The organism is Acinetobacter sp. YH12239, from assembly GCF_013417635.1.
Classification (GTDB): Bacteria; Pseudomonadota; Gammaproteobacteria; order Pseudomonadales; family Moraxellaceae; genus Acinetobacter.
In genome coordinates this window covers 1-13,980 of sequence record NZ_VPDP01000030.1, presented here as the reverse complement: position 1 = coordinate 13,980, position 13,980 = coordinate 1, and the positions used below count along the sequence as shown (strand labels likewise).

11 protein-coding genes and 4 pseudogenes are annotated in these 13,980 nt (G+C 35.7%); 11 read left to right on the top strand and 4 right to left on the bottom strand.

Annotated elements, in window-relative coordinates; translation table 11 throughout:
- On the top strand, positions 1-1,127 hold a 1,127-nt coding region (locus FTV17_RS14715; RefSeq protein WP_180000607.1), incomplete at its 5' end, for a type VI secretion system Vgr family protein.
- Between the two features lie 2 nt (positions 1,128-1,129).
- Entirely contained in the window at positions 1,130-4,105 is a 2,976-nt protein-coding gene (locus tag FTV17_RS14710; RefSeq protein ID WP_180000605.1) for a hypothetical protein, read from the top strand.
- A 28-nt stretch (positions 4,106-4,133) separates the two neighbouring features.
- Here the strand turns inward: FTV17_RS14710 and FTV17_RS14705 are convergent, their stop codons facing one another.
- Both FTV17_RS14705 and FTV17_RS14700 read right to left on the bottom strand, forming a co-directional pair.
- The gene (locus tag FTV17_RS14705) at positions 4,134-5,138 is read right to left on the bottom strand and encodes a formylglycine-generating enzyme family protein (protein WP_373687214.1); all 1,005 of its coding nucleotides are present in this window, start codon (positions 5,136-5,138) and stop codon (positions 4,134-4,136) included.
- A 179-nt stretch (positions 5,139-5,317) separates the two neighbouring features.
- A pseudogene (locus tag FTV17_RS14700) lies at positions 5,318-5,700 on the bottom strand (TolC family protein); the annotation flags it as partial.
- A 169-nt stretch (positions 5,701-5,869) separates the two neighbouring features.
- On the opposite strand from FTV17_RS14700, the gene FTV17_RS14695 reads away from it, so the two are divergent.
- The 3 genes from FTV17_RS14695 to FTV17_RS14685 all read left to right on the top strand — a co-directional run bounded on the left by FTV17_RS14695 (position 5,870) and on the right by FTV17_RS14685 (position 8,528).
- Entirely contained in the window at positions 5,870-6,784 is a 915-nt protein-coding gene (locus tag FTV17_RS14695; protein ID WP_180000594.1) for an IS5 family transposase, read from the top strand.
- Between the two features lie 187 nt (positions 6,785-6,971).
- Entirely contained in the window at positions 6,972-7,763 is a 792-nt protein-coding gene (locus tag FTV17_RS14690; RefSeq protein WP_180000592.1) for a tetratricopeptide repeat protein, read from the top strand.
- Positions 7,764-7,784: 21 nt separating this feature from the next.
- Positions 7,785-8,528, top strand: coding sequence for a putative type VI secretion system effector (locus tag FTV17_RS14685; RefSeq protein ID WP_180000590.1), 744 nt, complete (start codon positions 7,785-7,787; stop codon positions 8,526-8,528).
- 25 nt (positions 8,529-8,553) lie between these two features.
- Here FTV17_RS14685 and FTV17_RS15590 read toward each other — a convergent pair.
- Positions 8,554-8,688 (bottom strand): annotated as a pseudogene (locus tag FTV17_RS15590) (hypothetical protein); the annotation flags it as partial.
- Between FTV17_RS15590 and FTV17_RS14680 the strand changes: the two are divergent.
- The 3 genes and pseudogenes from FTV17_RS14680 to FTV17_RS14670 form a co-directional block, all read left to right on the top strand.
- Positions 8,680-9,693: pseudogene (locus FTV17_RS14680) on the top strand (DUF6708 domain-containing protein); the annotation flags it as partial. The pseudogenes FTV17_RS15590 and FTV17_RS14680 overlap by 9 nt on opposite strands.
- A gap of 12 nt (positions 9,694-9,705) precedes the next feature.
- Positions 9,706-10,794, top strand: coding sequence for a DUF6708 domain-containing protein (locus tag FTV17_RS14675; RefSeq protein ID WP_180000588.1), 1,089 nt, complete (start codon positions 9,706-9,708; stop codon positions 10,792-10,794).
- Between the two features lie 12 nt (positions 10,795-10,806).
- Positions 10,807-11,895 carry a DUF6708 domain-containing protein gene (locus FTV17_RS14670; RefSeq protein ID WP_180000586.1) on the top strand — a complete coding sequence of 363 codons (1,089 nt, stop codon included), beginning with the start codon at positions 10,807-10,809 and terminating at the stop codon, positions 11,893-11,895.
- Positions 11,896-11,961: 66 nt separating this feature from the next.
- On the opposite strand, the pseudogene FTV17_RS14665 reads toward FTV17_RS14670, so the two are convergent.
- Positions 11,962-12,353, bottom strand: a pseudogene (locus FTV17_RS14665) (TolC family protein); the annotation flags it as partial.
- Between the two features lie 60 nt (positions 12,354-12,413).
- On the opposite strand from FTV17_RS14665, the gene FTV17_RS14660 reads away from it, so the two are divergent.
- From FTV17_RS14660 to FTV17_RS14650, 3 genes are read left to right on the top strand one after another with little or no spacing between them, the layout of a single operon-like run.
- Complete coding sequence (locus FTV17_RS14660; protein ID WP_180000584.1) at positions 12,414-12,608, top strand: hypothetical protein; 195 nt, start codon at positions 12,414-12,416, stop codon at positions 12,606-12,608.
- A 3-nt stretch (positions 12,609-12,611) separates the two neighbouring features.
- On the top strand, positions 12,612-13,364 hold the full coding sequence (locus FTV17_RS14655; protein WP_180000582.1) for a putative type VI secretion system effector: 753 nt from the start codon (positions 12,612-12,614) through the stop codon (positions 13,362-13,364).
- Entirely contained in the window at positions 13,364-13,900 is a 537-nt protein-coding gene (locus FTV17_RS14650) for a hypothetical protein (protein WP_180000579.1), read from the top strand. The genes FTV17_RS14655 and FTV17_RS14650 overlap by 1 nt, the downstream gene beginning before the upstream one ends.
- Positions 13,901-13,980 lie beyond the last annotated feature (80 nt).

Genomic DNA, 13,980 nt, shown 5'->3' with positions numbered 1-13,980 from the left:
ACACCAAAAAACTCGCAGGGATTAAAAGTAAAGAAGTCCAAGGCGAAGGCTATGGACAACTCCGCTTTGATGACACCACAGGACAAATCTCCACCCAACTGCAAAACACCCACGGGGCGAGCCAACTTAACCTAGGGAATCTCAGTCATCCCAAAGCAACCGCAGAAAGTGAAGGACGAGGCGAAGGTTTCGAACTTAGAACCGACCAATGGGGTGCAGTACGAGCGGGCGAAGGCATACTCATCTCCACCTACAAACAAGAAGAAGCCAAAGCAAACCATCTCGATGCAAGCGAAGCCAAACAACAACTCGAAAGTAGCTTAAACAACGCCAAAGCTTTGAGTGAAGTGGCAAAAAATCAACAGACTGATCCACTCAGCTTACTCGAAAACCTACAGGGCTATCTCAAGAACTTAGAGAGCGAAGACCAAAGCAAAGCCGCGGCTTTTAAACAAGCGATCATGCTCTTGGCTTCACCAAGTTCAATTGCCGTAGAAAGTAACGAAGACATCCACCTTAGTGCAGATGGACAGATTAACCAAATTGCGCAAGGAAGTATTAACACCAGCACCCAAGACAGCATCATCGGACATGCCAGCAAGAAGATCAGCTTATTTGCCGCGCAAGAGGGAGCACGACTGTATGCAGGGAAAGGGAAGATTGAGATTCAAGCGCAAGGGGATGGTGCTGATCTGATTGCAAGAAAGGGTGTGCAGATTATTTCCACTGAAGATACGATTTATATCACCAGTCCGAATGAAATTAATCTAACTGCAGGCGGCTCTCAAGTGAAACTAAATAGTTCTGGGATATTACCAACCACTGGCGGGAAGTTTGAAGTGAAGGCGGGGCAGCATAAGTTTATTGGCGGTGAGAAGGTAGATGTGCCTCCTTTAAAGTTAAACTCTTCACCTTGCTATTTGACTTACCAAGTTACTGATTTTGATGGCAAACCGTTAGCGAATAAAAATTATTTGATATTTATGTCGGATGGCAGTCTGAAAAAAGGCAAAACTAATTCCGACGGAGAGACTGTAAAAATTGAAACGGCAGGGCCTGAAAAAGTCCAAGTTTATATTGAAGATGAAGATCATAGTGGTTATAAAATAAACCATAAAGAGAGTTGAGAATGAGTAACCAAACCAATTACCAGCTTCAGATTTTCCAAGGAAACAACACAAAAAAACCTTTAACTAATACGAAGTACAAAATTTCTTTTAATGGAAAAGTTTTAATTACTGATACCACAGATAAAGAAGGCAAAACAAAATTTATATCAATATCAGGGAATCCTGTTATTAAGTTAGAAGTTTATAATCCTAAAATGAATAAGGGGAAGGGGGGATACCTAGTACCAAAGTTATATTATTTTGCTAATGCATCGAAAATAATGTTGGGTTTAGCAACATCACTAGATGATTTTAAACCTAAACCAATTGATTTTGGACAGGTTGGAAAAAATACGGAGAGTTCATCCAATAGACCGTTAGTATTTTTGCCCGAAAGTAAAGTTATAAATAAAGTTGAACAGCTTTTTGTCAAACCATATTTACTTGTACAATTACTTAAAGCTGATAAGAAAATTTTTAATACTCGCTTGAATTATGATGTTTTATATCCAACAGCTAAACAAAGTAGTAAAAATGAAAAAGATATAGTAAAAGTTAAAGGGAAACCTCTCAAAGGTCTGCGAACAATTAGAGATGGGCTGACTGATTTAATTGATGTCGATTTCCCAGTAATTTTAAGATTTTATGGGGGAGAATTAGGAAGTGTTAATGTATATACAGAAGTTCTATATCCTTTCTATGCTCATCAAGATGTCGTAAAAATTCAATATGTAAAAGCAGCACCAGCAATTACTGCACCAGATATCAAAAACACGACTTATCTTGCGGGAAAACAAAATATTCCGATTATTGTTGACCCTGTAACTAAAGAAATTTACGTATTAAGCCCCGATGATTTTAAGGAGTTTTTAGAAATATCAGGAGGCTTAACGAAAAAAATCAATAATATGCATGAAACACGTGAAAAAGTTAATACGTTGATGGCATTAGAGGCTAAAACCCCCGAGCAAATTCGTCAAGCAGAAAAAGAAATGGGAATTGCTCAAGATGAAGCTATTAAAGAAATGAATAAACATTTCAAAAAGCAGTCTGATATTAAAGAAGTTTTAGCTTTTGAAATGTTTACAGCCCAAGATGGAACTCAGAAATTAAATGCAGTTAGAAAATATACTAACGAAAGTCAGCATATCAAAAACAAGAATAAAAGGTTAAATAAATTTGAATATAAATTAAGCTATCCAGTTCCTTGGAGAAGTGGAAATAATGAAGTTACAACAGGAGCTAGTCCTGGAAATTATGAAGCTTTTGATAAAATAAAATTTAAAGAAAATTTTCAAAAAACGATTACTGATATAAGTACAGAACTTAAAAAGGTAAAGGGTGAAAAATCTGTCACCTTTATTCCAAATTCAACGTTATCAGAAGCTTTTGGAATTACTGCAACCGAATTAGTAGATAGCTATAAAACTAGTAATTCTTCAATGGTAGATGTTCAAGCTCAATGGTTAAGATTGATCGCTAGTACAGGGTATGATGGGACAGTAAAATGGGGAACTAAAGGTTTTCATGCAAGTGGTTCGGCGTATGCTCAAGCAAAAATGGTCTTGTTGGAAGGTAAGAAAAAATGGCTATGGGCTTATCCAAGCTTAAAAGGTTGTATTTTAGCTGCTGATGGCGTGGAAATGGGCGCTATTCGTTTTATTTGTGGTGCTGAAATATATAGTTTTTCAGGTGCTGTTTTTGCAGCTTCTTCCGCTTTTGCAGTTACTGTGAGTAATGATGGTACTAAACAGTTGTTAACGAGCGTTAAACGTGATCCTAAAGCAACAGTGACCAATGCATATAACACTTCGAAGCGAGCAGTTTTAGATATAAATAAAGCTGGAATAGATGAGGACGTTCCTCAAGAGAATAAATTTAATGCGGGAATTAATGCTTTTGCCGGTTTGCAAGCGAATATCTCTCCCTTTGGTGGTATACAATGGTTAGATCCTGAGAATCCGAAAGATTTTACAGATCTCGCAAAAATATCCCCGACATTAGGCTTGAGTGCAGGTGTGGGTGCTGCTGGTGAATTCAGTTTGTATTATGCAAATGGAGCATTTCGTTTTAAAGCCAGCTTAGCGCTTTGTTTCGGAGCAGGAGGAAAAGGGGCATTAGAATTTACAGTAGATATGAAAAATATATACATGCTGGTTAAATTCATAGCCTACCAACTCACCTATGTTAGCTTTAAAAAACTCACTTATATGCTGCATGATGATTTTATTTTATTGCATAAGATTAGCATGATGTTGCCATTTGAAGATTTGCAATCAATTACAGGTAACATAGATCAGCGGTTCAGAATTTTTAAAGCGAGCCTAGCTCAAGCTGAAAAGCGTATTGCGATGTGCCGAAAAATTAATACGAAACCCCAGTGGCTTAAATATTTAAGTCCTGAAAGTCGTGGCTGTTTTTTATACCATATTACACGACATGGATGGAAAACAAGAATGTTAGACCCATCTGAGAGTGAAGGCTGGAAGTTAATTTATACTGATAAAGAACATCAACTTCCAGAACATAAAAAAGCTGTTATTAATTTGTTCCAGAGCGTTACTCAAGTCAGCCATTGGACTAACACATTGCAACATATGAGTAGTGATGGACAGAAAAGTAATAAAACCATCGCAGAAAATGAAAAAGAATTGTTAGAGTTTTTAAATTTGGGTGCTAAGTCTGGTGGAATGCTGCCTCTAGCTGATCTTAAAGAAATTATATCTCGAATAAATAGAGATCATGACTTCCCTAAAGACTATAAATCAGGAAATATATATATTGATGAATATATTAAAATGCGAGGAAAACGTATATTGGAATATCCAAAAGATTATATAATTACTCGTTTTGACTCACCAGAATTTAGACAGATACAAATAGCAGAAGGTTTAGAGAAGGCAGAGAGTTTTTTAGTACAAGCACCAAGACCAATCGAAGAGTTAGATGTAGAGATGTATATAAACCAAGACGAAAATAAAACATGGATGGCTTAAACCCATCCAATGTCTATAGATTTAAATTTTATGGCTTAGGAAAAGGTCTTGGTGAGTTGGAAGCACAGCGCACAGAAGTAGAGCTATTTGGATTTAAATATTTGATACCATCTAAATCATTTTTATCAAACTGTGGGTTAGGTTCCATTCCACTTCTGTAAATAGTAGTTACGCTTCCGTGTATTGCTAAACTTTGCGCTGCTCCTTCTTGATGTGTACTCCTTACGGATTTTAATTTACCCGACTTGGGACCCTGTGGATTGAGCTCAGGTGAATTTTTATAATACTGTGGATCAAACCAATCGGACATCCATTCATAGTTATCGGTTGCCATATCGTAAAAACCTAAAGGTGTTGGTGGAAATTTACCTAGTTTTGCCACCTTAATACCATCAGCATCAGATATAGATTGGCTATATTCACGTCTTTGTTCATCACTCCAAACATTACGCCCCGTTTCATAATTGCCATTGTCTGTAGGGTATATGACATACTGTCCTTTATTTCGGGCAGCATATTCCCACTGTGCTTCAGTTGGTAAATTCATAGGGATGCCGACTTGTTTCCCTAACCATTGACAATAATCTGATGCCTGTTGCCAACTGATACCTGCTGGCGCCATTGGTTGACGAGCTATTTTTGCAATTTCTTGCATACTGATACGAGGTAATCCTAAACTGTCCGTATAAATATCAAAATCATCGAATGTCGTTTTATATGCATTTAGACTAAAACTATCAAGGGTCACTTTATGTGCAGGCATAGCAGCATAAAGTCCAACAATAGGCAGTTTATCTTTACGTGTAAGTGGGCCGAAGTCGCCCATCATAAACGTACCACCCTCTATAAAAATCATATTCTTTTTAGTTTTTTCAACTAGCTGATCAATTCTCTTTTGTAAAACAGGGTCTTGTTTAGAACTTACAGAATGTTTTGATGTTGGCTCTGAAATTGCTGATTCAGTCTTAGATTTTGCACAAGCAGTCAGAGCAATTGTAGTACATAAAAGAGCAACTAAATTTTGTTTGATCATCTTATTATTCAGCAAATTAAAGAAATTATATTAGATATCATAATAAAAGTATAAAAATAGAGAAAGTTCGGTTTTGTAATATTGTGGTGATTATATTCTTTGTATTTGTAGCTTGAAAGACAACTTGAAAATAGATCAGTTTTAAAAAAGCCCTTTCGGGCTTTTTTTATTTAAGGTAACTATTTAATCGCGCTTCCACCCAAAGCCTGTAATAATGTCACATAAGCATTATACTGAGTCTGTTTGGCTTGAACCAAACTCAAACGTGCTTCACGTGTCGTACGCTGGGCATCGATCAAATTCTTCAGCGCCACAGCACCATTTTTATAACGCACTTGAGTCAGTTGTTCCGTTTTCTCAGCGAGTTTAACATTACGTTCTTGTAAAGCGACTTGTTTGTCTATTTCATTGCGTGCAGATAACGCATTTTCAACATCGGCAAAAGGTTGTACAAGATCTGACGGTATTGAATAATTGAATTTTCATAATCCAATTTGTTCACACGTAAATCACGTTTCATGTCATTTCATTGCAAGAAGAATGGCATAAGACTAACACCTAAACCAATCGAAAAGTTAGATGTAACGATGAACGCTATTATTGTTTTTTAACAAGTGCAAGAGTGATCGCTGGTGGTGTTGGTGTGCATGTTGGTTTATTAGCTTTAGAGTCCTTAGGGCTTTGTTGCATAAACCTACCTCTTAAGGCTTACTCAGCAATATAATTCTCAGATGAATAAGCCTACACCTAAAATTTATCGTACAACAAATTGGTCATCCTACAATCGTGCTTTGATCAATCGTGGTAACTTAACAATTTGGTTTGATCCAAAAACCCAATGGTACGCTCCCCCAAAAGGCAAACATGGTCGAAATCACACTTATTCCGACACAGCCATTCAATGCTGTTTAATGATCAAATCCTTATTTCGTCTTTCCTTACGGATGGTCACTGGTTTTGTTCAAAGCTTTATTAGACTGTGTGGTCTAAATTGGACAGCTCCAGATTATTCAACCATTTGCAGAAGACAAAAGCATATTGATATTCAAATTTGCTATGAAAAGAGTTGTAATGGACTGCATCTACCCGTCGATTCCACGGGCTTGAAGTTTTTAGGTGAAGGTGAATGGAAACGTAAGAAACATCAGCCTGAATATCGTCGCCAATGGCGTAAACTGCATATCGGTATAGATGCTAAAACCCTGCAAATACGAGCAGCTCAGCTTACAACGAATAATATCAGTGATTCGCAAGTTCTTGGAGATTTACTTGATCAAATCCCATTAGATGAGCAGATTGATTCAGTCTATACAGACGGGGCTTATGACACAAAACAATGCCGTCAGGTCATTGCAGATCGGCAAGCGTATGCAGTGATTCCACCCAGAAAAAATGCAAAGCCTTGGAAAGATAACAAAGTTCATTCGCGAGAGCGAAATGAATTACTTCGAACAGTTAATCTTGCGAAGCAATGCTTCTCAGGTAGGACACTATGGAAAAAATGGTCAGGCTATCATCACCGAAGTTTGGTCGAAACTAAGATGCATTGCATCAAGTTTTTAGGCGATAAACTCAGTGCTAGGAACTTTCAAAGCCAAGTCAATGAGGTACGTGCCCGTATAGCTATTTTAAATAAATTTACATAATTAGGCCGACCTCATACTCAAGTTGTCACTTAAATTTGAGGCGCCTAGGAGAACTTTGCCTTTAAATCCTTTATACAACAAAGCCGTTCTTAACTATAAACTACCTAATTTATTATTTATTCTAAATCATGTTTAAATTTTCAATTCAAATTATGATTCATTTGCTCAAAAGGGACTTGTGTTGTTTATGAAATTCTCATTTGTTGTGTTAGCACTCTTTGTGATTGTGTCTTGTTCTTCATCTAATTTGAATGATGAGGATACTTTAAAACATTACCAAAAGAGTTCGAAAGACCACAACTATCAACAAGCTTATGATGCATTATTAAAATTGAATCGATCAAAAAAATATCAGAATTATGCGACTAATGAATTGGGTTCTTTTTACGAACATGGTTTTTATGTGAAAAAAGATCTAAATAAAGCTCTTGAACTATATAGTAAGGCAGGTAATCAGAAATACATTCCTGCAATGTATAACGTTGCTAGAATCAGATTTGATCAAGGAAAATTTTCGGAAGCAAAATCGATTTTGGAAAATATCAAGGATTATGCACCTGCATTGAATCTATTAGGAATCATATATGAAAATGGCAATGGTACTGAAATAGATGTAAATATAGCGCTTGACTACTTTACGCAAGCTGCACAAAAAGGTAATGCAGATGCTCAGTTCAATTTGGGGCAAGTGTACTATCAATCCGATTTGGTAAAAAAAGATGATGAAAAAGCACGACACTGGTATGAGTTGTCTGCAGAACAAGGCTATACATCCGCTACATTACAACTAGCAACAATGTATGCGAGAGGGGACGGGGTTGAAGAAAATTACTCAAAAGCGATCGAATTAATTAAGCCTTTAGCTGAAGCAGGCCATGCTGATGCGATATATAATATTAGATTCTATTATAAAAATATCAATGATTTGAGCGAGTATCACCAGTGGGATCAAAAATGTGCTGAAACGGTTGGTTGCTAGTTAATTTTTAGGATAAATCAAATGGAAGAGCTTTTGAAAATTGAAGGAAGAGTTTCTGATCTTCAGATAAAAAATTCAGTGTGGAGTGTATTTGGTAAGAACACTGATAAAATAATTAGGACTTCATCTTTTTTAGGTGTAATTGGTGAAAATATCTTACAGGCATCTCAAAATATATATTTAGCAACAAAAACAAAAAAGAATGTTCATTCATATAAGATGCAAATTAACAACCATATTTGTATTGGTGAATTTCAAAAAGTTCTTTTTGAAGACAATGAGTACCTTATTTGTATAGTTAAAAAAAATAATGATAATACGTTTGAACCATATGCGGTATTGAGCCCCAAAACTGGTTTATTGTATATGCAAATGGAAATGGGAACGACTATCAAAGCGAATCATTCTATATTTATTGCGCTTGCTAAATTCTTACTCATAATGCTTGGAGGCCTAGCAATTACTTTATCATATATGAGCGAAACATCATTTTGGAGCAACTTATTAGAAAATAGTATTATTTTTTTAATTTGTTACATCTTCATGCTAGGATTTTTCTGGGTACTTATGAGGACAAGTAAACCTTTTGCAGTCAAATCAGAAAAAGTTTTTAAAATGTATGAATTTGATTCATTTAAGGATATTAGTTTGATAACTGCAAGATACCATGATAAAGCAAGTGCAATAACATTGGAGTCAGTTTTCGAGTATCGGAAAGTGATAAAGAATGACCCATATCCTGAAAGTTATTTAGAAGATAAATAAAAAAAGCCCTTACGGGCTTTTTTGTTTAAGGCAATTGCTGAATCGAGCTTCCACCCAATGCTTGCAGTAATGTCACGTAAGCATTGTATTGAATCTGTTTGGCTTGAACTAAACTTAAACGTGCTTCACGTGTAGTACGTTGTGCATCAATCAAATTCTTATGCGGGAAATTGATATCAAAAGGTTAAACACTGATCAGCTCTATCCCCACCGTCAAGTAATTCGTTTTAATTCTACCTTTGTGGAAGTGATGGATAGTTGGGAGTTTATTCGTGGACGTGCCACCGCATTGGCACTTCCGATGTGGGGGGTGTTAATACTAGGTATATTTGTATGTTTATATGGTCTTTATAAAGTTATTTTAGCGCAAGAATATTTATTAGTAGTCGGGTTGGGCATTTTTATACCAGGAATACTGTACTTAATTTATTCCAATTACCAAATGGCAAAATATGATCTATTTGGTTATACCCATTATCCAATTCGTTTTAACCGTAAAACTCAGAAAGTCTACGCTTTTTCACCGCAACGACAAAAAATTATTGAACTCGATTGGCAGGATTTACGTTTTTCAGCAGTTCAAGAAGGTCGTTTTGATATTGAATTACGAGCAAGTCTAGTTAATTCAGAGAATATCGTAGAAGAAGAAATTATTCTTCCATATGTTTCGTTTGATGATCATAATGTGATTGATCAACACTTAGCATTTTTTAAAGCCTATATGCAAGGTGATGATCTAGAAAAGATTGACGCAGTGATTCCAGAGTTTTTTGATGTCTATAGCCGAAAAGAGACATTTAAGGAAAGTTTTGAACGGGTTTACATGGTTAATGACGTTCTCAATGAGTTAGCTATGCAAACACGTCCAACAAAGAAAGATATTTCGGGCGTTTCAATGATGGCAAGTATATGGTTCTTAACAATACTTGTTCGACGTCTCGGGATACTTTTTTCAAAAATCCCTCAATGGCCTGCACATATTGAAAAGGAATGTGAGGTTGCGATAGATGACCCTTATGACTCTAGAAGGCAAAAACGGCACCTTGATCCATTGGTGTTTAGTTTCAGTGAAAAAGTGATTCTCTTTATAGGTTGGTTTATAGGAACCAGCATTTTTATTGCATTTTTAGCGGGACTGGCTTATTTAAGTTGGAATGCTAGATAAGAATAAAACCAAATGCTAAGAGAAGATTACGAAACCAAATTCACTACCTTGAATCAACCCTTTGAGATCGGTGTACCGAATAAACATGGTCGTTTGCGTCTGCGGGAAATTGATATCAATAGCCTAAACACCGATCAGCTCTATCCCCACCGTCAGGTGATTCGATTTAACTCCACTTTTGTGGAAGTGATGGATAGTTGGGAATTTATTCGAGGTCGTGCCACCGCATTGGCACTTCCAATGTGGGCTGCATTATTTTTTGCAATCGGTATGTTTTTGTTCTTTATATATAGCTTGTACTTTAAACAAGTTTACTGGAGTATGGTTGTATTTGCCTGTCTAATTATTGGTTTAGCCTATTTAGTTTATTCCAATTACCAAATGGCGAAATATGACCTATTTAGTTATACCCATTATCCAATTCGTTTTAACCGTAAAACGCAGAAAGTCTACGCTTTTTCACCGCAGCAACAAAAAATCATTGAACTCGATTGGCAGGATTTACGTTTTTCAGCAGTTCAAGAAGGTCATTTTGATATTGAATTAAGAGCAAGTTTAGTCAATGCAGATAATATCGTCGAAGAAGAAATCATTTTTCCTTTTATTACAAAAATATATGGAAGAGAATTGGTTGATCAACATTTGGCATTCTTTAAAGCCTATATGCAAGATGATGATTTAAAAAAGATTGATGCCACGATTCCAGAATTTTTTGATGTCTATAACCGAAAAGAGACATTTAAAGAAAGTTTTGAACGTGTTTATATGCAGTTCGATGGTGAAGAAATCATCCAACAAACTCGTCCTGTTGAGCGAGATAATGGAATAGCGGGTGTTGCTTTTGCATTATTTCCATTAATTCTATTAAGGCGATTGGGCTTACTTTTTTCAAAGATTCCACAATGGCCTGCACATATTGAAAAAGAATGTGAGGTTGCGATAGATGACCCTTATGACTCTAGAAGGCAAAAACGGCACCTTGATCCATTGGTGTTTAGTTTCAGTGAAAAAGTGATTCTCTTTATAGGTTGGTTTATAGGAACCAGCATTTTTATTGCATTCTTAGCGGGACTGGCTTATTTAAGTTGGAATGCTAGATAAGAATAAAACCAAATGCTAAGAGAAGATTACGAAACCAAATTCACCACATTGAATCAACCCTTTGAGATCGGTGTACCGAATAAACATGGTCGTTTGCGCCTGCGGGAAATTGATATCAATAGCCTAAACACAGATCAGTTGTATCCCCACCGTCAAGTAATTCGTTTTAATTCTACCTTTGTGGAAGTGATGGATAGTTGGGAGTTTATTCGTGGACGTGCCACCGCATTGGCACTTCCAATGTGGGGGGTGTTAATACTAGGTATATTTGTATGTTTATATGGTCTTTATAAAGTTATTTTAGCGCAAGAATATTTATTAGTAGTCGGGTTGGGCATTTTTATACCAGGAATACTGTACTTAATTTATTCCAATTACCAAATGGCAAAATATGATCTATTTGGTTATACCCATTATCCAATTCGTTTTAACCGTAAAACTCAGAAAGTCTACGCTTTTTCACCGCAGCAACAAAAAATCATTGAACTAAATTGGCAGGATTTACGTTTTTCAGCGGTTAAAGAGGGAGATGATATTGAATTAAGAGGAAGCTTAGTTAATTCAGAAAATATAGTAGAAGAAGAAATAATATTTCCATTTTTGGCACCTGTATATGAGCCTAATCTTTTAGATCAGCATTTAGCATTTTTTAAGGCTTATATGCAAAGAGAAGATTTAAAAAAGATTGATGCAGCAATTCCAGAATTTTTTGACGTTTACAATCGAAAGCCAAGTTTTAAAGAAACCTTTGAACGTGTTTATATGATTAACGATATTGTAGAAAGAGTTCAGCAAGCACGACCAGAGTATAGGTATATGTTGTCGGTTACATTAAATAGTATTTTTTGGTTGCCAAATTTATTTTTAAGAAGATTGGGGCTGTTTTTTTCAAAAATCCCACAATGGCCGCCACATATTGAAAAAGAATGTGAGGTTGATATAGATGATGCGTATGACTCTAGGAGACAACAGCGGCATCTTGAACCGTTAACATTTAAATGGACGCAGATTTTAGTCATAGCTTTGAGTGGATTGATTTTATTTAGTTTGGCGATTGCTTTTTTTACAGGATTGGCTTATTTAAGTTGGAGTTTTAGATGAAAATATATTTTCTTGAAGTCATGTAAAATTAAAAGCCCCTTAGGGCTTTTTAATTTTTAATCAAATTTAAGGTAATTGCTGAATCGGACTTCCACCCAAAGCTTGCAATAACGTCACGTAAGCATTGTACTGAGTCTGTTTGGCTTGAACTAAACTTAAACGTGCTTCACGAGTAGTACGTTGTGCATCAATCAAATTCTTAAGTGCAATTGCACCATTCTTATAACGCACTTGTGTGAGTTGTTCCGTTTTCTCAGCGAGTTGAACATTACGTTCTTGTAAAGCGACTTGTTTGTCTATTTCATTGCGTGCAGATAACGCATTTTCAACATCGGCAAAAGGTTGTACAAGATCTGACGGTATTGAATAATTGAATTTTCATAATCCAATTTGTTCACACGTAAATCACGTTTCATGTCATTTCATTGCAAGAAGGGTGGCGTAAGACTAACATCTAAACCAATCGTAAAGTTAGATGTAACGATGAACGCTATTATTGTTTTTTAACAAGTGCAAGAGTGATCGCTGGTAGTGTTGGTGTGCATGTTGGTTTATTAGCTTTAGAGTCCTTAGTAAAAGCCTACTGCCTAGATGATGAAATGGAAGACTGGTGTCAAAAATCATCATTTAGAAAAGCTAAGAGTAAAGAAAATGCTTATAAAAAAGAAGATGGAGAATTTGAAGGCTTTGCTAAAGCCATAGTGATTATATAGAAAATGCATAACCTATTTAAATTTGAAGGGCGTATTAATCGCATAGAATTAAGTGACGCAATGCTAGATGCATTGAGGAGTGGAACAGATAGTTTTATCACATCTTCGGCAATCCTAAGTGGTATGACTGGTAGTATTTCGCTTGGAGCACAAACAGTTTTTTTAGCTAGTAAAAGTAAATTGCTAGTAGATACTATGGTGATGGAAGTTGATGGAAAGGTATTTGTTGGCAAGTTTCACCGAATATATTTGCAAGAAGGTGATTATGTTGTATGTGTTGCAAAAAATATTAGAGACAATATATATGAATTATATTCGGTATTAAGTCCAGAGTCGGGCTTATTGTATATGCAAGTGGGGATGGGAGCATCCGTGAAACCAGCAAAAAAATCAACAAAAAAGGCTTTCTATTTCTTATATATTATATCTACAGTATTTTCAATTATTTTATTCCTTTATCTTAAAGGCTTAAATTTTGAAAATATAATTATTATTATATTAGCTCTAGTTGTTTCCTATTTTATTTTATTTTATCTCATTCACTGGGCATCTAAACCCGTTTTTGAGCTATCAGAAATTTCAGAATTAGTTTTTGATAAATTTGGATTTAAAAATACCGATGAAATTTATATGTTAACTGCCAGATATAGAGATCCTAATGAAAGAAGATTTCTAGAATCTGTTTATGAATACAGACGTGTGATACAGGATGATCCATACCCAGAAAACTATGTTGAATCTAAAACAAAAAAATAATGCATAACCTATTTAAATTTGAAGGGCGTATTAATCGCATAGAATTAAGTGACGCAATGCTAGATGCATTGGGGAGTGGTACAGATAGTTTTATCATATCTTCGGCAATCCTAAGTAGCATGACTGGTAGTGTTTCGCTTGGAGCACAAACGGTTTTTTTAGCCAGTAAAAGTAAATTGCTAGTAGATACCATAGTGATGGAAGTTGATGGAAAGGTATTTATTGGCAAGTTTCATCGAATATATTTGAAAGAGGGTGATTATGTTGTATGTGTTGCAAAAAACATTAGAGACAATATTTATGAATTATATTCGGCATTGAGTCCAGAGTCAGGTTTATTATATATGCAAGTGGGGATGGGTGGGGCTATCTCTCCTATAAAAAAATCAACGAAGAAAGGCTTTTTTACACTTTACTTTATAACAGCCTTTATTTTTATTCCTTTATTCTTATTATCTTCTTCAATTTCAACTGAAGATATTCTAATTCGGCTTTGTTGCAGAAAGCTATTCTTAAGGGCTTCTTCAGCCATATAATTTTCAAATGAAGAAGCCTACACACAAAATCTACCGCACAACCAATTGGCCCGCATATAACCGAGCACTCATTAATCGCG